Below are 17950 nucleotides of genomic sequence, written 5' to 3' on the forward strand. Positions count from 1 at the left end.
TCGTTATGGCAAGTTGTGTCTGAATACACGATAAAGCCGACTTATTTTGCCGGAATATCTGGGCTTGCGCGGCAAAAGCGAAAAGAAAAGCCGATCGTTGCTGGCTAGAATTTCTCCATCGAGGAGGTAGCCATGCACGAAGACGCCAAGGCCACCCTGGAGCGGGAATATTCCCCGAGCAGCGTGGCGCCCGACTATCGGGAGACAGTTGCGGCCTATGCAAGCGAGAGTGCGATCGTATTGGGCACGCGGGCTCACCGCCGTCTCGCATACGGCGCCGGCGAGGACGAGTATTCGATCGTGTTCGACGCGGCATCGCCAGACCGCCGTTTGATGTTCGTCTTTATCCATGGCGGGTACTGGCAGGCGCTTTCCGCGGAAGACTCGTGCTTTCCCGCCGCGCGGTTTCTTGCCCGACGCATATCGTATGCAGCCGTGAACTACACGCTCGCGCCGAACGCGACGATCGAGGAGATCGTCGGTCAATGCGGATGTGCGATCGAGCGGCTGACGCGCGAGTATCCGGACACGAACCTGGTTGTAGCGGGCAGTTCGGCCGGTGCCCATCTTGCCGCGATGCAGGCGGTTCGGATGCATGAGTCGGCCGAAATGCGGCAACGCGTGGTTTGCTCGATCCTGATTTCAGGCATTTACGATCTGCGCCCGCTCACGCACACCTATATCAACGCACCGCTGAAACTGGATCCGATCCGGGCGCGGATCGTCAGTCCGGCGTTGCTTCCGGTCCGGCACGTCGCACCGACGCTCGTGTGCTGGGGCGAACACGAAACCGCCGAATTCAAACGTCAGAGTGCCGAGCACGCGGAACGGCTGACGCAACATGGCGTGCCGGTGGAGCGTCTCGAGGTCGCGGGCCGGAACCACTTTGACATTCTGTTTGATCTGGCCAACCCCACCAGCCAATTGGGGAAAGCTGTCGATAACCTGCTTGGAGGCTTGTAATGGCTGTATCTCGCAAACGTGTCATTCCCGAGATTCGCGATCCGGCGCTCGAGCTGTCGGTCTTGAGAGAGGTCGGCATTTCGACTGACGCGAGCCGCACGGAAGCGGTGAAGACCACGGCGGGCGAGCCGATGGTGGACTTCGAGGGCAAGAGCAACCCGTTCATCGACTATCACCGCAACGACCTTTTGCTGAGCCTGCAGCATATGCGCAGCGAGGGGCATGACGAGATGGTCTTCATCCTCATGACGCAGTGCAAGGAGCTGACGTTCAAGGCGATTCACTACGAGCTGTACAACATGCAGCAACGCATCAAGGCCGACGACGTCACGGGTGCGCTCGCGCTGGCGCCACGAATCAAGCGGCTGTTCGAATACCTCGTCAAGACGTGGGACGTGCTGTCGACAATCACGACGAGCGGCTTCAATGAGTTCCGCGATTGCCTCGGCATCTCGTCGGGCCAGCAGTCGTATATGTATCGGCACGTCGAGTTCATCCTCGGCAACAAGGCCGTCCGCATGGCCCAGGCGCACGCGAATAATCCGGATGTGTTCCCTCAGCTCAAGCAGTCGCTGAACTCGCCGAGCCTCTACGACGACGTCATCGCGCTGCTGCATCGCCGCGGGGTCGCTATTCCGGCGAATGCGCTGGACCGGAACTGGTCCGAGACCTACGTCCCGAATCCTGACGTGGAGAAGGCATGGCTGACGGTCTACGCCGATCCCACGCCGGACAACGATCTTTATGTGCTCGGCGAGGCATTGATCGAGATGGCGGATCTCTTTTCCCAATACAGATGGCGGCATTTCGTGTCGGTCGAGCGCATCCTGGGGTTCAAACCGGGCACCGGCGGTTCGGCGGGGGTGGGCTGGCTCAAGCAAGTGGTGGAACACCGGTTCTTCCCCGAGCTGTGGGCGATCCGTACGGTGCTGGGGGCGTGATGGCATTCGATGACGAACAGACGACCGCGACGCCCGTTGATACGGACCCGTTCGACCGGACGCGTGCCCGGTTCGAGCTGCCGCCCGGCATTCGCTACTTCGACGGCAATTCGCTGGGCCCGCTGCCCAAGGCGGTGCAGACGCAGGTCTATGCGTCGACCACGCATGAATGGGGGGAAGGGCTGATCCGCTCGTGGCAGGACGCGCGATGGAATACGTTGCCGCAGCGCGTCGGTGAACGCATCGGCCGCCTGATCGGCGCGGCGCCGGGGCAGGTGGTGGCCTGCGACTCGACCTCGGTCAACCTGTTCAAGGCGTTGACTGCCGCCGTGCGTCTGCGGCCGGGGCGGCGGCTGATCGTAACGGACGCCGCATCGTTCCCGACCGATCTCTACATCGCGGGAGAAGTGGCGCGTCTGACGGGGCTGGAGGTTCTCAACGTGCCGGTAAGCGAGATGTGCGAAGTAATCGGCGAGCAGGTGGCGGTGGTCCTGCTGTGCCATGTCGATTACCGGACGTCCGAGATCTACGACCTGGCCGGCATCACTCAGGCAGCGCACGACGCAGGCGCGCTGCTGGTTGCCGACCTGTCTCATTCGGCCGGCGCGTTGCCATGCAACGTCGATGCCGGCGGCGTCGACTTCGCCGTTGGATGCGGCTACAAGTACCTGAACGGCGGGCCGGGCGCGCCGGCGTTCCTGTACGCGGCGGCTCGCCACATTCCGAATTGCGAACAGCCGCTGGCGGGTTGGTTCGGACATGCGACGCCGTTCGACTTCACCGCGGCGTACGCGCCGGCGCCCGGTATCGAGCGCTTTCTTTGCGGGACGAATCAGGTGCTCGCACTGTCCGTTCTGCTTCGTGCACTGGACGTGTTCGACGACGTGTCGATCGAAGCCGTCCGGACTCGCAGTCTGGAGTTGACCACCCGATTCATCGCTGCGGCGGAGGCCCGGCTGGTGCGCCACGGGTTCGCGATCGCGTCGCCGCGGGACGCGGCGCGACGCGGCAGCCACGTATCGCTTCGCCATCCGAAGGGGTACGCGATCATGCAGGAACTGTCCCGGCGAGGCGTCATCGGCGATTTTCGCATGCCAGATTTCATGCGATTCGGCTTCGCGCCGCTCTTCAATACGATGGAGGAGGCGGACCATCTGGTCGACGAGATCGATCGCATCATGGAAGAGCGCGCATGGGATAAGCCTCAGTACGCGCAACGCCGCGACTTCACCTAGTTCGGCGGGCATGACGGGGAGGAAAGATCACCGCACCATTGTTCGCATTACATATTAATTGTCGCGGTAGCCGCTCTTGCCGACGAAGATCTCCTTCAGCGCGGCGCGCAGCGCGACCGGATCGTACTGGCCGGGCGCGAGATGGATCACGTAGCGCGTTTGACCGTCGAGACGCGCGGCGATGCCCGGTTCGATCTCGACGTCGATCGTGTCGTCGGTCAGGCGCACCGACAGATCCTTGACGCGCCAGTTGATCTGGTCGCGCACCATCACTTCGATCAGCGCGTCGTCCGGAAAGCGCGACAGTGCGAAGCAATAGTCCTGCTCCGCGTCGTGGCAGTAGATGTTGGCGAAGCTGTCGTCGTCGTCGAGGTCGGACGTTGCCGCGCCGACGGTAGCGTGAAGTTCCATGAACGTAGTTCCTGCGTAATGGGTTGTCGGGATTATCGGGGCGAGCGGGTTGCCGTTTCGATCGCAGCGGCGGCTTCGGGCGTCACGCCTGTATCGCACGACGTATCGGCATCGCGCCTTCAGCCACAGCCCGAATTCGCGCATCACGCCGACTACCGGCCGCAGCCGGTCGCCGTCCACGGTCAGATCGTACTCGACGCGCACCGGCACTTCCGGATAGACGGTCCGCCGCACGAGCCCCGCGTCTTCGAGCGCGCGCAGGTCGAGCGTCAGCATGCGCTGCGAGATGCCCGGCATGTCGCGGCGCAGGTCGCTGAAGCGCCGCGGTCCGTCGAGCAGGTACGACACCAGCAACAGCCGCCAGCGGCCGCCGAGCAGGCGCATCGCTTCTTCCACGGAACATCCTGTCGCACTCGTTTTCATCCTGCGGAACCCTGGTCGGTAAATTTTTTGTGACTACGGCACAAACGACTGCCGTCTTCCCGGCCACGCGCCGATGCGAGATATTAGCGCCCGCGTCGCGGCGAATCGATACACGGACAACCCACCAAGGAAACGCATGAAGCTTTATCACGCTCCCGGAAGCTGTTCCCAGGCCATCTGCATCGTGCTGCGCGAAGGCGACATCGACGCGGAGATCGTCAAGGTCGACGCGCGCAAGCATGTCGTCGAGGACGGACGCAACTACTACGACGTGACCGAACTCGGCTACGTGCCGCTGCTCGAACTCGACGACGGCACGCTGCTGCGCGAAGGGCCGGTGATCGCGCAGTATCTCGCGGACCAGCGCCCGGAAGCAGCGCTCGCGCCCGTCTACGGCACGCTCGCGCGCTACCGCTTGATGGAGTGGCTCAACTTTCTCGGCACCGAGATCCACAAGGGTTTCATCCCGCTGCTGTATGCGGTGCAGGCGGGGAAGTACGTGGAGCCGGCGCGTCAGAAGCTCGACAGCCGCTTTGCATGGATCGATGGCCAGCTCGACGGCAAGGCGTTCGTTACCGGCGACACGTTCACCGTTGCCGATGCGTACCTGTTCGCGCTGACCGGCTGGGGCCAGGCCGACTGGATGCACTCGGTGTACAACGCGGAGATCGACCTGAGCCGGTATGGGCATCTGCGCGCGTGGTACGAACGGGTCCGCGAGCGGCCGGCCGTGCAGGCCGTGCTCGCTGCGGACGGCCTGTTGCGGTAGGGTGCGGCGACGGTCGCGGATGCGGCGCGTCATCCCGCCGCACCGCGACCGTTTTGCGCGATCGAGGCGCCGCCACACAGCAAAATGCCGCGCTATAATTCCCGCCATGAAACTGCTTCGAACCTTCATCCTGTTGCTGCTTTGCGCGGTGCTGCCCATCAGCGGGCTGGCAGCCAGCGGCCTGACCGGTGAATGTCCGATGCAGCACACGATGTCGATGGGAGCGGATACAGGCATGTCCATGTCCGCCGACATGAGCGATTGCGATTCGATGAAGTCGCCCTCCGCCGACAGCGCGAAAGCGAAGGCCAAAGCCAAGGGCATGGCCTGCAAGGTGACGGCCCAGTGCCAGTTCGGCAGTCTTTATCACCCGGCCGCCCGCGCCGACGTCAGCCGCCCCGCTGCATTTGCCAGCACGATCGTCTTCCACTACACGCAGTCCGTCGCGGTCCGCGACCCGAGCGGGTTGTGGCGCCCCCCACGCATTAGCTGATCCCGATCCGACCGGTTCACCGCCCAGGCGGTGAGGTTCGTCCTGTGCTCAGGACGTGGAATCCCTATGGGTTCCGACGTTGGGGTTAGAACATGTCATTCGATTTCGGCACGCCGCGCACGCGGCGTGCGTGTCGGCGCGCGCCCGTGCTGTGGGCCGCGCTGCTGGTGGCGGGCGCCGTGCACGCGCAGCAGTCGCCATTCACGCTGGACGCCGCGCTGCAGTCCGCCACCGATCATTCCGCTTCGATGCAGGCTGCGCAGGCGTCCGTCCGCGCCAGTTCCGAGGCGGCCGTCAAAGCCGGCCAGTTGCCGGATCCGATGCTCAAGGCGGGCATCGACAACCTGCCGATAAACGGGCCGCAGCGGCTCACGATTGGCCAGGACTTCATGACGATGCGCCGCATCGGCATCGAGCAGGAATGGGTATCCGGCGACAAGCGGCGGCTGCGCTCGGCGCTCGCCGACCAGATGGTCGGTCGCGAACGCGCCGGCTACCTCGTGCAACTCGCGAACGTTCGCCAGCAAACCGCGACGGCCTGGCTGAACGCCGTGTATGCGAAACAGGCGGTCGCGCTGCAGCAGGCGCTGCTCGACCACATGCATCACGAACTGGCCGCGACGAAGGCGTCGTATCGCGGCGCCAGGGCGAGCGCCGCCGATGTGGTGCAGGCGCAGGCGATGCTCGCGCAGACTCAGGACCAGGTGCTCAACGCGCAACAGACTTATCAGACCGCGCTCATCGGGTTGTCACGCTGGACGGCCGCTCCCGTTTCCGAGGTGACCGGCGAACCGCCGGCGCCCGAGTCGTTCGTGTCGTCGCTCCCTCCGGACGAACTGCGCTTGTCTCAGCCAACGCTCGTGGCAGCGGCCGACGACATATCGGTGGCCGAAGCCGATACGGCAGTCGCCAACAGCGAGCGCAGCCCGAACTGGACCTGGGAGGTCGCGTATCAGCAACGCGGCGGTGCGTACTCGAACATGGTGTCGATCGGCGTCACCATTCCGTTGCCGTTGAACCGGAAAAACCGCCAGAACCGCGACGTCGCGGAGAAAGCCGAACTCGCCACGAAGGCGCGGCTGATGTACGAGGACGCGCTGCGGCAGGTTCAGGCCGACATTCGCACGCAATCCGCCACGCTGGCGAGCGGGCGCGAACGCATCGCCAAGCTGAGCCAGTCGTTGTTGCCCGCTGCGGACCAGCGCGTGCAACTCGCCAACGCCGCCTATCGCGCGGGAAGCGGCTCGCTCGCGGACACGTTCGCGGCCCGCCGCGCGCAGCTCGAGGCCGAACTGCAGGTGCTCGACCTCAAGCGCGACGTGTCCCGGACGTGGGCCCAGCTCGAATATCAAGTGGTGCCGTCGACGATGGCCGCTGCGCAGTGAAGGAGAACGAAATGACCAAGAAACCACTGGTGCGCGCGGTGCTGACCCTGTTCGCCGGCGCGGCGTTGCTCGAGGCAGGCTACTTTGCGGGCACACGCCATGCGGCAACGCCCGCGGCCGCAGCCTCGACGGTCGCGGCTTCGTCAGGCGACAGGATCGACCCGAAGACCGGCAGGAAGGTGCTGTACTGGCACGACCCGATGGTGCCGAACCAGCATTTCGACCAACCCGGCAAGTCGCCTTTCATGAACATGCAACTGGAGCCTGTCTACGCGGACGAAGGCGGCGGCGCTTCCGGCATCAGGATCGACCCGGGCCTGCAACAGAACCTCGGCATTCGCTATGCGACCGTGCGTCGGCAGGAAACGACGGGCGGATTCGACGCGGTCGGCACGACGCAATTCGACGAATCGCGATCGGATGTCGTGCAATCGCGCGTCACCGGCTATATCGACCGGCTGTATGCGAGTGCGCCGATGCAACGCATCGCGAAAGGTGCGCCGATCGCGTCGTTGTTCGTGCCGGACTGGCTCGCGCCGCAGGAGGAATATCTCGCGCTCAAGCGCGGCGGCATGGATGGCAGCCTCCTCGACGCATCGCGCGCGAGGATGCGCGCCATGTCGATTCCGGACGGCATCATCGCCAGCCTGGACCGAACCGGCAAGGCTCAGACGCACGTCGTACTGACGTCGCCCGAGGCTGGCGTCGTCAGCGAACTGAACGTCCGTGACGGCGCGATGGTCGCGCCCGGGCAGACGCTCGCGAAGATTGCCGGCCTGTCGAAGCTCTGGCTCATCGTCGAGATTCCCGAGTCCCTCGCGCTGAATGTGCAACCCGGCATGACGGTCGACGCGACGTTTGCCGGTGACGCGGCACAACACTTCGCCGGGCGCATCCGCGAAATCCTGCCCGGCATCAGCACCACCAGCCGCACGCTGCAGGCGCGACTCGAAATCGACAACGCCGCGCTCAAGCTGACGCCGGGCATGCTGATGCGCGTGCGCGTTGCCGGCCAGAAGGCGGTGTCGAGGCTGCTGGTGCCGTCCGAAGCGGTGATCACGACCGGCAAACGCTCGATCGTCATCGTGAAGAACGGCGACGGGCGCCTGCAGCCGGCGACGGTGACCGTCGGCAACGACATCGGCAGCGAAACCGAGGTATTGAGCGGTCTGAACGACGGCGACACGGTTGTCGCATCCGGCCAGTTCCTGATCGATTCCGAAGCGAGCCTGAAGTCCGTGTTGCCGAGGCTCGACGGCGGCACCGGCGCAAGCGCGGCCGCGCCGGTGTCCGCACCTGCTGCCGTGGCGCAGACCTACGAGACCACCGGCAAGGTCGAAAAAGTGACCGCCACGGACATCACGTTCTCCCACCAACCCGTGCCGGCACTAGGCTGGGGCGCGATGACGATGGCGTTCGACAAGCCGGCGCCCAATGCCTTCCCCGACGTCAAGGCCGGACAGTCGGTGCACTTCGTCTTCAGGCAGTCGGACGAAGGCTACCAGTTGACGAAGGTCGAACCGGTCGGAGGCGCGCAATGATTGCCCGGCTCATACGCTGGTCCATCCAGAACCGCTTCCTGGTGCTGCTCGCGACCGTGCTCGTCACGGGCTGGGGCCTGTACTCGGTCGCCGAAACACCGCTCGATGCACTGCCCGACCTGTCCGACACCCAGGTCATCGTCAAGGCATCGTATCCGGGCAAGGCGCCGCAAGTCATCGAGGACCAGGTGACGTACCCGCTCACGACGACGCTGCTCGGTGTGCCGGGCGCGAAGACCATCCGCGCGTACTCGTCGTTCGGCGATGCGTTCGTCTACGTGCTGTTCGACGACAAGACCGATCAGTATTGGGCGCGTTCGCGCGTGCTCGAATACCTGAATCAGGTGCAAAGCCGCCTGCCGCAGGGCGCGACGGTCTCGCTCGGGCCGGACGCGACCGGCGTGGGCTGGGTGTACGAATACGCGCTGGTCGACAGGACGGGACAGCATGACCTCGGACAACTGCGCGCGCTGAACGACTGGTTCCTGAAGTTCGAGCTGAAAGCGGTGCCGGACGTCTCCGAGGTCGCCAGCATCGGCGGCATGGTGCGCCAGTATCAGGTCGTGCTCGACCCCGACAAGCTGCGCGCGTTCGGCATCACTCAGGCCGCGGTAGCCGATGCGCTCGGCAAGGCGAATCAGGAATCGGGCGGCTCGGTCGTCGAACTGGCCGAGTCCGAGTACATGGTGCGCTCGTCCGGCTACCTGCGCTCGCTCGACGATTTCCGGCATGTCGTATTGCGGACCAACGACGCCGGCACGCCGGTGCTGCTGGGCGACGTCGCACGCATCCAGATCGGTCCCGAGATGCGTCGCGGCATCGCGGAGCTGAACGGCCAGGGCGAGGTCGCCGGCGGCGTCATCGTGATGCGCTCGGGCAAGAATGCGCTGAAGACCATCGATGCCGTCAAGGCGAAGCTCGCCGACCTCAAGCGCTCGCTGCCAGCCGGAGTCGAAGTGGTCACGACCTACGACCGCTCGCAACTCATCGAACGCGCGGTGGACAACCTGAAGGACAAGCTCATCGAGGAGTTCATCATCGTCGGGCTCGTCTGTGCCGTGTTCCTGTTTCACCTGCGCAGCGCGTTCGTCGCCATTCTGTCGTTGCCGCTCGGCGTGCTGGCCGCGTTCATCGTGATGCGCTACCAGGGCGTCAACGCGAACCTGATGTCGCTCGGCGGCATCGCGATCGCGATCGGCGCGATGATCGACGCGGCCATCGTGATGATCGAGAACGCGCACAAGCACCTGGAAGCGTTCGAGCATGAGTTCCCCGACACGCGGATGACCGCCGCGCAGCGCTGGGAGCTCATCGCGACGTCGGCCGCTGAGGTAGGGCCGGCATTGTTCTTCTCGCTGCTCATCATCACGCTGTCGTTCATTCCGGTGTTCTCGCTGGAAGGACAGGAGGGCAAGCTGTTCTCTCCGCTGGCGTTCACGAAGACCTACACGATCGCGGCGGCAGCCGGTTTGTCGGTCACGCTCGTGCCTGTCTTGATGGGTTACCTGATCCGCGGGCGGATTCCGCACGAAAACGCGAACCCGATCAACCGCGTGCTGATCCGGATCTATCGTCCGTTGCTCGAGTCGACGTTGCGCCGGCCGTGGGCAGCCATTGGTCTCGCCACGGTTGCGCTGGTGCTCACGATCGTGCCGATTTCGCGTCTTGGCGGCGAGTTCATGCCGCCGCTCGACGAGGGCGATCTGTTGTACATGCCGACCGCGCTGCCGGGCATTTCGGCCCAGAAAGCGAGCGAACTGCTGCAGCAAACCGACCGCCTGATCAAGACCGTGCCCGAGGTCGAGACGGTGTTCGGCAAGTCGGGCCGCGCGGATACGGCCACCGACCCGGCGCCGCTCGAGATGTTCGAGACCACCATTCAGTTCAAGCCGCGCAGCCAGTGGCGGCCGGGCATGACACCCGAGAAGCTGGTCGACGAGCTCGATCGGACGGTCAAGGTGCCCGGTCTTTCGAACGTATGGGTGCCACCGATCCGCAATCGTCTCGACATGCTGTCGACCGGCATCAAGACGCCGGTAGGCGTCAAGATTTCCGGGCCGGACCTGACGCAAATCGACCGTATCGCGACGCAGGTCGAAACGGCCGTCAAAGGCGTTCCCGGCGTAACCTCGGCACTTGCCGAGCGGCTGAACGGCGGACGCTATATCGACGTGGACATCGACCGGCTGGCCGCGGCCCGCTACGGATTGTCGGTGGCCGATATCCAGTCGGTCGTATCGTCGGCGGTGGGCGGGGAGAACGTCGGCGAGGTGATTGCCGGGCGCGAGCGCTTCCCGATCAACATCCGTTATCCGCGCGAAGTTCGCGACTCGCTCGAGAAGTTGCGGCAGTTGCCGGTCGTCACCGATCGCGGTGCGCAAATCCAGCTCGGCGACGTCGCGCACATCACGATCGCCGACGGCCCGCCGATGATACGCAGCGAGAATGCGCGGCTTTCCGGATACGTCTATGTCGACATCCGCAACACCGACCTGCAGTCCGCGGTGAAGGCCATGCAGAAGGTCGTGGTCCAACAGGTCCAATTGCCGCCCGGTTATTCGATTGCGTGGTCGGGCCAGTTCGAGTACCTGGAGCGCGCGGCGGCCAAGCTGCGGACGGTGATCCCCGTGACGCTCGTCGTCATCTTCGTGCTGCTGTTCCTGACCTTCAACTCGGCCGCCGACGCGCTGCTGCTGATGTCGACCGTGCCGTTCGCGCTGGTGGGCGGGTTCTGGCTCATCTGGATGCTCGGCCATGCGGTGTCGGTCGCGACGTCGGTCGGATTCATCGCGCTCGCGGGCGTCGCTGCCGAGTTCGGGGTGGTGATGCTGCTGTACCTGAAAGGCGCGCTCGATCGCCGGCTGGAGGATGGCGAGCCGCTTACCGACGCGCTGCTGTTCGACGCGATTCGCGAAGGCGCCGTGCTGCGCGTGCGACCGAAGGCGATGACGGTGGCCGTCGTGCTTGCCGGCCTCATCCCGATCATGGTCGGACATGGTGCCGGGTCGGAGGTCATGCAGCGCATCGCCGCGCCGATGGTCGGCGGCATGGTCACGGCGCCGCTGCTGTCGATGTTCGTCATTCCCGCCGCGTGGCTTTTGCTGGAGCGCCGTCGTGTGCGACGCGCGAGCGATGCGCGGCATTCCGATGCAGTTCCTCACGGCATGAACGTGCCATCCACCCAAACCGGAGAATCCCGATGAAGAAACTGATTGCTACCACCGCCGCCGTTCTCGCGATCGGCGCTTTCGCCGCCCCCGCATTTGCCGCCGGCGAAATGTCCGGCATGGACATGTCCGGCATGAAAATGTCGTCGGACGGCTCGGCCGCACCGAATGCCGCGCTGACCGATGCCGAAGTGAAGAAGGTCGATGCCGCGAGCGGCAAGGTCACGCTGAAGCACGGCGCGCTGGAAAATGTCGGCATGCCGCCGATGACGATGGCGTTCAAGGCGAAGGATGCCGCGATGCTCAAGCAGGTCAAGGAAGGCGACAAGGTCAAGGTGCGCGTTGAACAAGTCAACGGCACGTTGACCATCGTGAAGCTCGAAAAGCGCTCCTGACGAAGCATGGATGGCCGGCGCGCAGGTTTCCGCCAGCGCGCCGGCACGCCGGGGGAGCAGGCGAAGGGGCCGCCATGCGAACGAATTTCGCCAACGCGTATCAGTCGGACCACGAAACAACGGGCTCGTCGGCTATGCGGCGCACGTCGAGCCCACCGATAGCGAGTTGCGCAATGTCGGCCGGAAGACGCTCGTTTTTCCGGCCAGCATCTTCGTTCTTGTTCAGGCGATCGTGATGACGGGAATGCTGCTGTTCGTGGCGCTGCGGCGCTATGAGCTGTTCGGCACCCAATTTGCGCTCGTCGCGCCGATCGTGCCTTCGAGAATGAAGCGACGAATGACGTACCGCCATATCAATGACTTCAATCAAATTTATCGAAAATATTCGCGTGACGACGGCGAAAATTGCCGTCTGAACTGGAATCAAATCGATCCGTATACCTAGAATTGGTTTCGAGTGCGCGAGTAATCGCGGCTTGCGTCGACGATTCTCGGACGGCAGGTAGCAAACGCAACACCACGCATGAAGCGCCGGAACACGGTGGAGCATCGGGGCTATCGCGGTCCGTTCCGCGGGCGGACTGCTTGAGCGATTGCGCGCCGCAGCAGGTGTGACGGTGCAGAGGGGCCGCGCGTCGCCACGGAGAGAAGCAGCCATGTCTGTCCCTACGCTGGATACCGAGGTTGTGCTGGCGGCGGCCATGGTGTCGTTCGTGTGGCGCTTACATAACTTGCACACGCAACTGCAAGCGCCGGTCGGCTCGAGTATCGGCCCGGCGGGCCGGCATTCATCTCACCACGAGCATGAGCGCAGCGCGCCGTTCGGCGTCGCTGCGCCGCAATGCGCGGCACCGCGGCGGGAGCCCCGCGGCGAAGGAATCATCGCGCATGCGGGCTTGCATATTCCGCCGGCGCTGCGCCGCGCGTCGGACGCGGCAGCACGCATCCCCTGGTTCGGCAAGCGTTCGAAACCCGATCCGGATCATCGTGAAACGGCAACGCCGATGCGTGACGCGTTCGAACGCGTACCGGTCGCGATCGTCGGTTTCAACGAGCGCAATGAAATCGCTTTTGCCAATGAAACGGCGCTGGCGCTGTTCGGGTACCGCGGCGATGCATTGAACGGCGTGTCCGGCCGGATGCTGTTTACCGGCTGTCCCGCGAGTGTCGAGCGGAATGCGCAGGTTGCGCCACACCTGCCGCCGCTGGTGCAGTCGATGCAATCCGTGGTGGCGAGACGCAGCGACGGCGCGGAATTCCCGGCGGAAGTGACGACAAGCGAATGCTGCGTCGACGGCGCGCCGACCCGGCTCGCGGTCATCGTCGATCGCAGCGAGCGGGTCGAATTGCAGCGAAGCCGGCAGGAGCTCGCGCATCTCACACGTATCTCCGCGCTCGGCGAACTGGCGGGGTCGCTCGCGCACGAACTGAACCAGCCGCTGACCGCGATCCTGAGCAACGCGCAGGCCGCACAGCACTTCCTGGAAGGGACTTCCATCAACCTGCCCGAGGTGCGGGAGACCCTGAAGGACATCGTGGCCGACAATTGCCGCGCGAGTGAAATCATCCGAAAAATGCGCGCGCTGGTGCGCAAGGGCGATGTGGATCTGCAACCGCTCGACGTCGGCGGCGTCGTTCGGGACGTCGTGCTGCTCGTGCATAGCGACGCGATCCTGCGCCGCATCCGGACGATGCTCGACATCGAGGACGCACTGCCAGCCGTGCGTGGCGATCGCGTGCAGCTTCAGCAGGTCGTGCTCAATCTCCTGCTCAACGGATTTGACGCGGTGCAGGACGGGCCTGCCGCGGATCGTGTCGTCACCGTGCGGGTGTGGTCCGGGCCCGAAGGCGCGGTGCGCATCTGCGTATGCGATCGCGGGCACGGACTGACGGTCGACCAGCTCGACAGGATCTTCAAGCCGTTCTTCACGTCGAAGCCGCATGGGCTGGGATTGGGCCTGTCGATCAGCCGGACGATCATCGCTGCGCACGGCGGCCGTCTCTGGGCGGAAAACAACGCGGACCGAGGCGCGTCGTTTCATGTCGCGTTGCCGGCAGGAAGCGCCGCCGAACCGAACAGTTCATGTGCGAAACCGTGAACGATCCCGCTTCGATCGTCTTTATCGTGGACGATGACCCTTCGGTACGGCACGCGCTGTCGCGGCTCGTCCGGTCGTCAGGCTACCGGGCCGAGTCGTTCGAGTCGGGGCGCGCGTTTCTCCGCACGGCCGACCTGACGGTCTGCCCTGCGTGCTTGCTGCTGGATCTGCAGTTGCCGGACGTGAACGGACTCGAAATCCAGCGCACATTGAATGCGGCGCTGCCGATCATTTTCATTACCGGGCACGGCGACATCGGCACGACCGTGGACGCGATGAAGGCCGGCGCGGCCGACTTCCTGCCGAAGCCGGTCTGCGACACGGTTCTGCTCGACGCAATCGGGCGCGCGCTCGAGCGTTCGGTGCAGATGGGCGAACGTCGCCGGGAACTCGCGAGCCTCCAGGTGCGCGTCGACCGCCTGACGCCCCGAGAACGGGAAGTCATGGCGCTCGTCGTGACGGGCCGCCTGAACAAGCAGGTCGCCGACGATCTCGGCATCGCCGAAAAAACCATCAAGATTCACCGCGCCCGCGTGATGGAGAAAATGGAGGCGGCGTCGCTGGCGGACCTCGTGCGTCTCGCCGACAAGCTCGGCTTCGATGCTTCGATAGCCGTGCGCCCGGCTCACTGAGCTCCCGGCTCGGCGCGTCGTCCGTCGCGACGCTGGACCAAAGTCTTATACCGGTTTCGCTTTTCGCCTGATAGCCTCAATCTGCGGGATCGCTGTGACGCGGTCAACGGCCGAATCCGGAATTCTCACAATGGGTAACGTCAAGCAATTCGTTGCAGTTGTCGACGACGATGAATCGGTGGGCCGGGCGATCAAGCGACTGTTGCGATCCGTCGGCATCGGTGCGGACACGTTTCAGAGCGGCGACGATTTTCTGGACACGCTCGCGTCGATGCCTTCATACCGCCCGGCTTGCGTGATTCTCGACATACAGATGCCCGGGCTCAACGGACTCGAGGTGCAGCGGCGCCTCGACGGCACGGGCGTGCCCGTCATCGTGATCACCGCCTACGACGACGTCGCCGTGCGCGAACAGGCGCTCGCGGCCGGGGCGATCGCCTATGTGCGCAAGCCGTTCAACGATGCACTGCTGATCAAGACGGTGTGCGCCGCATTGGGTATCGCGTCGCCGTCGTGACGGCGTCTCCGCGCCGGCGCCGCCTGTGCCGCCGGTGCCATATGGGACCAAAGTCCCATTGTTCTTGATGAATGCGGCAACCAAACTTGAATCCGACAACGTGCGGCAGATGCGATGGGCAATGGCGCGGGCTTGCACGATTGCGGGAATTCAACGGGAGTACGCATCATGATCGAATGCATTCGCAAGCTGGCCGCGATCTCGCTGCTTGCCGTGACGGCGGCCTGCTCGACCAGTCAATCCGGTACCGCATCCGAGGACGCCGTCCTCGACCAGGATGCGCAGGCAGCGCTGGCGAATCTGTACGTCGCCACGCCGCAGGCGAAGGACGTGGCGGCCAAGGCCAAGGGCATTCTCGTGTTTCCGAGCGTGGTACGGGCCGGGTTCATTGCCGGCGCTTCGCACGGCACGGGCGAACTGATCGAGGGCGGCAAGGTCACCGGATACTACGCAACGACCTCGGTGACTTACGGTCTTCAGGCGGGTGTCCAGACATACGGGTACGTGATGATGTTCATGTCGGACAAGGCGCTCGACAACCTGAAGACGGGTTCCGGGTTCGAGGTCGGCATGGCGCCGACGGTGGTGATCGGGGATGCGGGTGCCGCGAGGAACCTGACCACGGCGACGCTTCAATCCGACATATACGCGTTCATCTTCGATCAGAAAGGGCTGATGGCCGGGGTCGGCCTCAGGGGATCGAAGATTACCCGTCTCAATCGGTGATGACGGCATTCCGTTCGTTGTGACGTCGTGACGCGCGAGTGCCCCACGGCAGGCATGGCAAACGGAATGATCTGACGAAGCGAGGCCGGACATGGCATCTTCACGACGGCGTTCGAAAGGGACATGGCAGCACATGCATGCGCCCGACGTCCACGCATGGCGGGTCGCACACGTCGCGGCCGGCGTCGTCGCATTGACGATCGCCGGTCTCGCGTCCGCACAGCAGCAGCCGATCTACTATCCCGCCAAAGGCCAGAGCATGCAGAAGCAGCAGACCGATACGGCGGAATGCCAGGTATGGGCGAAGCAGACCACGGGCGTCGACCCGGTGGTGCTCGCGCAGCGCGGCGCGAACGAATCCGCTCCGCCGCCGCAGCAGGGCGGCGCGGTGAGGGGGGCCGCAGGCGGTGCAGCCATGGGGGCCGCGATCGGCGCAATTGCCGGCGATGCCGGCAAGGGCGCGGCGATCGGTGCAGTCACCGGCACTGCCGGAGGCGCCATGCGCCGGCGTCAACGGGAGCAGGCCGCCGCGCAGCAACAGCAGGCCGTGCAGAGCAACGCCGCGAGCCAGTTGTCGACGTTTACGCGCGCCGTGACCGCCTGCATGAACGGGCGGGGCTATACCAGCCAATAGCATCGGGGCCGGGTGGAGGATGCAGCCATGAAGAAGCTTGGTGTTGCGGCGTTGGCGGCGATCTCCTTGCTGGTTTGCGCAGGCGCTTCGGCCGGCGATTTCGATGGAAGCAAGCCGTTGCTATGTGCGACGGTCGAGGCTCACGCCTGCGATCCGGGCCTTGCTTGCGCGCGTGCGTTACCCGCGGACGTCGGTGCGCCGAGGTTCCTGTCCATCGACTTCAACAAGAAGACGATTGCCGGACCCGCGCGCAGCGCACCGATTCAATTCATGGAGCGAGACCAGAACCAGATCGCCATGCAGGGCACCGAACTCGGCTTCGCGTGGACACTCGTGCTCGACACGCGCGACGGGACGATGACTGCGACCCTTGTCAATCGCGAAGACGCCGTGGTGGTGTTCGGAGACTGCACGGCGAAGTAGCGTCGGGAATCGTCCCATGAAGCCCGTAACCCTCATTCTTTCGATGCCGCTGATCGCGGCCCTCGCCGTCTGCACGGGATGCAAGAAGCCGGCAGCGGTCCCGAAGCTCGGCGAGCCTGAAGTGACCATCGTGACGGTCGCGCCGCGCGATACGCCGGTGGACTTCGAATTCACTGCGCAGACGCAGAGTTCGCACGAGGTCGAGATTCGAGCGCGGGTGGACGGATTCCTGGACAAGCGCACCTATGTCGAAGGTCAGATGGTGAAGTCCGGCCAGACGCTCTTCCAGATGGACCACAAGCCGTTCGATGCCGCGCTGCAGACCGCGAAGGGACAGCTCGCGCAGCAGCAGGCGAGGCTCAATGTCGCAAAGGAAAATCTCGCTCGGGTCAGGCCGCTCGCCGCACAGAACGCGCTCAGCAAGAAGGACCTCGACGACGCAGTCGGCAACGTGCAGCAGGCCGAGGCCGCCGTGATCGCCGCGCAGGGGCAGGTGCAGACGGCGCAGCTCAACCTCGGCTACACGACGATCAAGTCGCCGATCACCGGCCTGTCGAGTTTCGCCCGGCAGCAGGACGGCAGCTACGTCACGGCCACCGCGGCGGGACTGCTCACGTACATTTACCAGCTCGACCCGATGTGGGTGAATTTCAGCATTTCCGAGAACGAGATGCTCAAGCGCCGCGATGAAATCGCGAAAGGAAAGCTGCGCTTCCCGCCGAACGACGAATTCGTCGTGACGCTCGTGCTGGCCGACGGTACGGAGTTTCCGCAGCGCGGCCGGATCAATTTCGCGAACCCGGCATTCAGCACCGACACCGGAACGTTTCTGGTGCGCGCCGTGTTCGACAACCCGAACGGCACGTTGCGCCCCGGGCAGTTCGTGCGCGCGCGCGTGTCCGGCGCGACGCGGCCCGGCGCGGTGCTGGTGCCGCAGCGCGCTGTCCTGCAGGGCGCGAAGAGTCACTACGTGTGGGTCGTCGACAATGAATCGAAGGCGCATCAGCGCGTCGTCGAAGTCGGGGAGTGGCACGGCGACGACTGGTTCATCGCCGACGGGCTGAAGGCCGGCGAGCGCGTGGTGGTCGACGGGGCGATCCGCGTGGCGCCGGATACGCCGCTGAAGATCGTTCCCGGGGCGCCGCCGTCGGCCGCGAGCGGATCCGGCGTCGCCGCGGCCCAGTGACGGGGCGGCC

The 17950-nt window shown here is 64.8% G+C and carries 18 protein-coding genes and 1 pseudogene; 17 read left to right on the top strand and 2 right to left on the bottom strand.

The window, feature by feature from the left end:
* The first annotated feature begins 132 nt into the window (after window positions 1–132).
* Genes LXM88_RS31915 through kynU form a run of 3 tightly spaced genes read left to right on the top strand, consistent with a single transcriptional unit; the run spans window position 133 to window position 3139 of the window.
* On the top strand, window positions 133–963 hold the full coding sequence (locus LXM88_RS31915) for an alpha/beta hydrolase (protein ID WP_262543434.1): 831 nt from the start codon (window positions 133–135) through the stop codon (window positions 961–963).
* Window positions 963–1904, top strand: a complete 942-nt coding sequence (locus tag LXM88_RS31920; RefSeq protein ID WP_262543436.1) for a tryptophan 2,3-dioxygenase — start codon at window positions 963–965, stop codon at window positions 1902–1904. Before LXM88_RS31915 ends, LXM88_RS31920 begins: the two co-directional genes overlap by 1 nt.
* Entirely contained in the window at window positions 1904–3139 is a 1236-nt protein-coding gene (gene kynU / locus LXM88_RS31925) for a kynureninase (protein ID WP_262543439.1), read from the top strand. The genes LXM88_RS31920 and kynU overlap by 1 nt, the downstream gene beginning before the upstream one ends.
* A gap of 54 nt (window positions 3140–3193) precedes the next feature.
* Here the strand turns inward: kynU and LXM88_RS31930 are convergent, their stop codons facing one another.
* Both LXM88_RS31930 and LXM88_RS31935 read right to left on the bottom strand, forming a co-directional pair.
* Entirely contained in the window at window positions 3194–3550 is a 357-nt protein-coding gene (locus LXM88_RS31930; protein WP_262547018.1) for a hypothetical protein, read from the bottom strand.
* 111 nt (window positions 3551–3661) lie between these two features.
* Window positions 3662–3973, bottom strand: a pseudogene (locus LXM88_RS31935) (winged helix-turn-helix transcriptional regulator); the annotation flags it as partial.
* Window positions 3974–4109: 136 nt separating this feature from the next.
* Here LXM88_RS31935 and gstA point away from each other — a divergent pair.
* From gstA to LXM88_RS32005, 14 genes are all read left to right on the top strand, one after another.
* Window positions 4110–4742 carry a glutathione transferase GstA gene (gene gstA, locus LXM88_RS31940; protein WP_262543440.1) on the top strand — a complete coding sequence of 211 codons (633 nt, stop codon included), beginning with the start codon at window positions 4110–4112 and terminating at the stop codon, window positions 4740–4742.
* Between the two features lie 106 nt (window positions 4743–4848).
* Window positions 4849–5235 carry a hypothetical protein gene (locus LXM88_RS31945; protein ID WP_262543441.1) on the top strand — a complete coding sequence of 129 codons (387 nt, stop codon included), beginning with the start codon at window positions 4849–4851 and terminating at the stop codon, window positions 5233–5235.
* A gap of 92 nt (window positions 5236–5327) precedes the next feature.
* Complete coding sequence (locus tag LXM88_RS31950; protein ID WP_262543442.1) at window positions 5328–6620, top strand: TolC family protein; 1293 nt, start codon at window positions 5328–5330, stop codon at window positions 6618–6620.
* 11 nt (window positions 6621–6631) lie between these two features.
* Window positions 6632–8161 (top strand): efflux RND transporter periplasmic adaptor subunit, encoded by a 1530-nt coding sequence (locus tag LXM88_RS31955; RefSeq protein WP_262543443.1) that lies wholly within the window; start codon window positions 6632–6634, stop codon window positions 8159–8161.
* Window positions 8158–11364: an efflux RND transporter permease subunit gene (locus LXM88_RS31960; RefSeq protein WP_262543444.1), complete on the top strand. Its 3207-nt coding sequence runs from the start codon at window positions 8158–8160 to the stop codon at window positions 11362–11364. Before LXM88_RS31955 ends, LXM88_RS31960 begins: the two co-directional genes overlap by 4 nt.
* Window positions 11355–11723 carry a copper-binding protein gene (locus LXM88_RS31965; RefSeq protein ID WP_262547020.1) on the top strand — a complete coding sequence of 123 codons (369 nt, stop codon included), beginning with the start codon at window positions 11355–11357 and terminating at the stop codon, window positions 11721–11723. Before LXM88_RS31960 ends, LXM88_RS31965 begins: the two co-directional genes overlap by 10 nt.
* Window positions 11724–11733: 10 nt before the next feature.
* Window positions 11734–12168, top strand: coding sequence for a hypothetical protein (locus LXM88_RS31970; RefSeq protein WP_262543445.1), 435 nt, complete (start codon window positions 11734–11736; stop codon window positions 12166–12168).
* Window positions 12169–12316: 148 nt separating this feature from the next.
* Window positions 12317–13822: a PAS domain-containing sensor histidine kinase gene (locus LXM88_RS31975; RefSeq protein WP_262543446.1), complete on the top strand. Its 1506-nt coding sequence runs from the start codon at window positions 12317–12319 to the stop codon at window positions 13820–13822.
* Window positions 13819–14454 (top strand): response regulator transcription factor, encoded by a 636-nt coding sequence (locus LXM88_RS31980; protein ID WP_262547022.1) that lies wholly within the window; start codon window positions 13819–13821, stop codon window positions 14452–14454. The genes LXM88_RS31975 and LXM88_RS31980 overlap by 4 nt, the downstream gene beginning before the upstream one ends.
* Before the next feature lie 130 nt (window positions 14455–14584).
* Window positions 14585–14971 (top strand): response regulator transcription factor, encoded by a 387-nt coding sequence (locus tag LXM88_RS31985; protein WP_262543447.1) that lies wholly within the window; start codon window positions 14585–14587, stop codon window positions 14969–14971.
* Window positions 14972–15139: 168 nt separating this feature from the next.
* Window positions 15140–15697 (top strand): lipid-binding SYLF domain-containing protein, encoded by a 558-nt coding sequence (locus tag LXM88_RS31990; protein ID WP_262543448.1) that lies wholly within the window; start codon window positions 15140–15142, stop codon window positions 15695–15697.
* A 133-nt stretch (window positions 15698–15830) separates the two neighbouring features.
* A complete protein-coding gene (locus LXM88_RS31995; protein ID WP_262543449.1) occupies window positions 15831–16331 on the top strand; it encodes a YMGG-like glycine zipper-containing protein in 501 nt (166 codons plus the stop codon).
* Window positions 16332–16358: 27 nt separating this feature from the next.
* Window positions 16359–16754 carry a hypothetical protein gene (locus LXM88_RS32000; RefSeq protein ID WP_262543450.1) on the top strand — a complete coding sequence of 132 codons (396 nt, stop codon included), beginning with the start codon at window positions 16359–16361 and terminating at the stop codon, window positions 16752–16754.
* A 16-nt stretch (window positions 16755–16770) separates the two neighbouring features.
* Window positions 16771–17940: an efflux RND transporter periplasmic adaptor subunit gene (locus LXM88_RS32005; protein ID WP_262547024.1), complete on the top strand. Its 1170-nt coding sequence runs from the start codon at window positions 16771–16773 to the stop codon at window positions 17938–17940.
* The last annotated feature ends 10 nt before the right edge of the window (window positions 17941–17950 follow it).

Origin of the sequence: Burkholderia sp. S-53, assembly GCF_025560745.1 — a bacterium.
GTDB lineage: Bacteria > Pseudomonadota > Gammaproteobacteria > Burkholderiales > Burkholderiaceae > Burkholderia > Burkholderia pyrrocinia.

Coding starts and splice junctions, on each gene's coding strand:
- LXM88_RS31915 (WP_262543434.1), top strand. CDS start 133: ATGCACGAAGACGCCAAGGCCACCCTGGAGCGGGAATATTCCCCGAGC.
- LXM88_RS31920 (WP_262543436.1), top strand. CDS start 963: ATGGCTGTATCTCGCAAACGTGTCATTCCCGAGATTCGCGATCCGGCG.
- kynU (WP_262543439.1), top strand. CDS start 1,904: ATGGCATTCGATGACGAACAGACGACCGCGACGCCCGTTGATACGGAC.
- LXM88_RS31930 (WP_262547018.1), bottom strand. CDS start 3,550: ATGGAACTTCACGCTACCGTCGGCGCGGCAACGTCCGACCTCGACGAC.
- gstA (WP_262543440.1), top strand. CDS start 4,110: ATGAAGCTTTATCACGCTCCCGGAAGCTGTTCCCAGGCCATCTGCATC.
- LXM88_RS31945 (WP_262543441.1), top strand. CDS start 4,849: ATGAAACTGCTTCGAACCTTCATCCTGTTGCTGCTTTGCGCGGTGCTG.
- LXM88_RS31950 (WP_262543442.1), top strand. CDS start 5,328: ATGTCATTCGATTTCGGCACGCCGCGCACGCGGCGTGCGTGTCGGCGC.
- LXM88_RS31955 (WP_262543443.1), top strand. CDS start 6,632: ATGACCAAGAAACCACTGGTGCGCGCGGTGCTGACCCTGTTCGCCGGC.
- LXM88_RS31960 (WP_262543444.1), top strand. CDS start 8,158: ATGATTGCCCGGCTCATACGCTGGTCCATCCAGAACCGCTTCCTGGTG.
- LXM88_RS31970 (WP_262543445.1), top strand. CDS start 11,734: ATGGCCGGCGCGCAGGTTTCCGCCAGCGCGCCGGCACGCCGGGGGAGC.
- LXM88_RS31985 (WP_262543447.1), top strand. CDS start 14,585: ATGGGTAACGTCAAGCAATTCGTTGCAGTTGTCGACGACGATGAATCG.
- LXM88_RS31990 (WP_262543448.1), top strand. CDS start 15,140: ATGATCGAATGCATTCGCAAGCTGGCCGCGATCTCGCTGCTTGCCGTG.
- LXM88_RS31995 (WP_262543449.1), top strand. CDS start 15,831: ATGCATGCGCCCGACGTCCACGCATGGCGGGTCGCACACGTCGCGGCC.
- LXM88_RS32000 (WP_262543450.1), top strand. CDS start 16,359: ATGAAGAAGCTTGGTGTTGCGGCGTTGGCGGCGATCTCCTTGCTGGTT.
- LXM88_RS32005 (WP_262547024.1), top strand. CDS start 16,771: ATGAAGCCCGTAACCCTCATTCTTTCGATGCCGCTGATCGCGGCCCTC.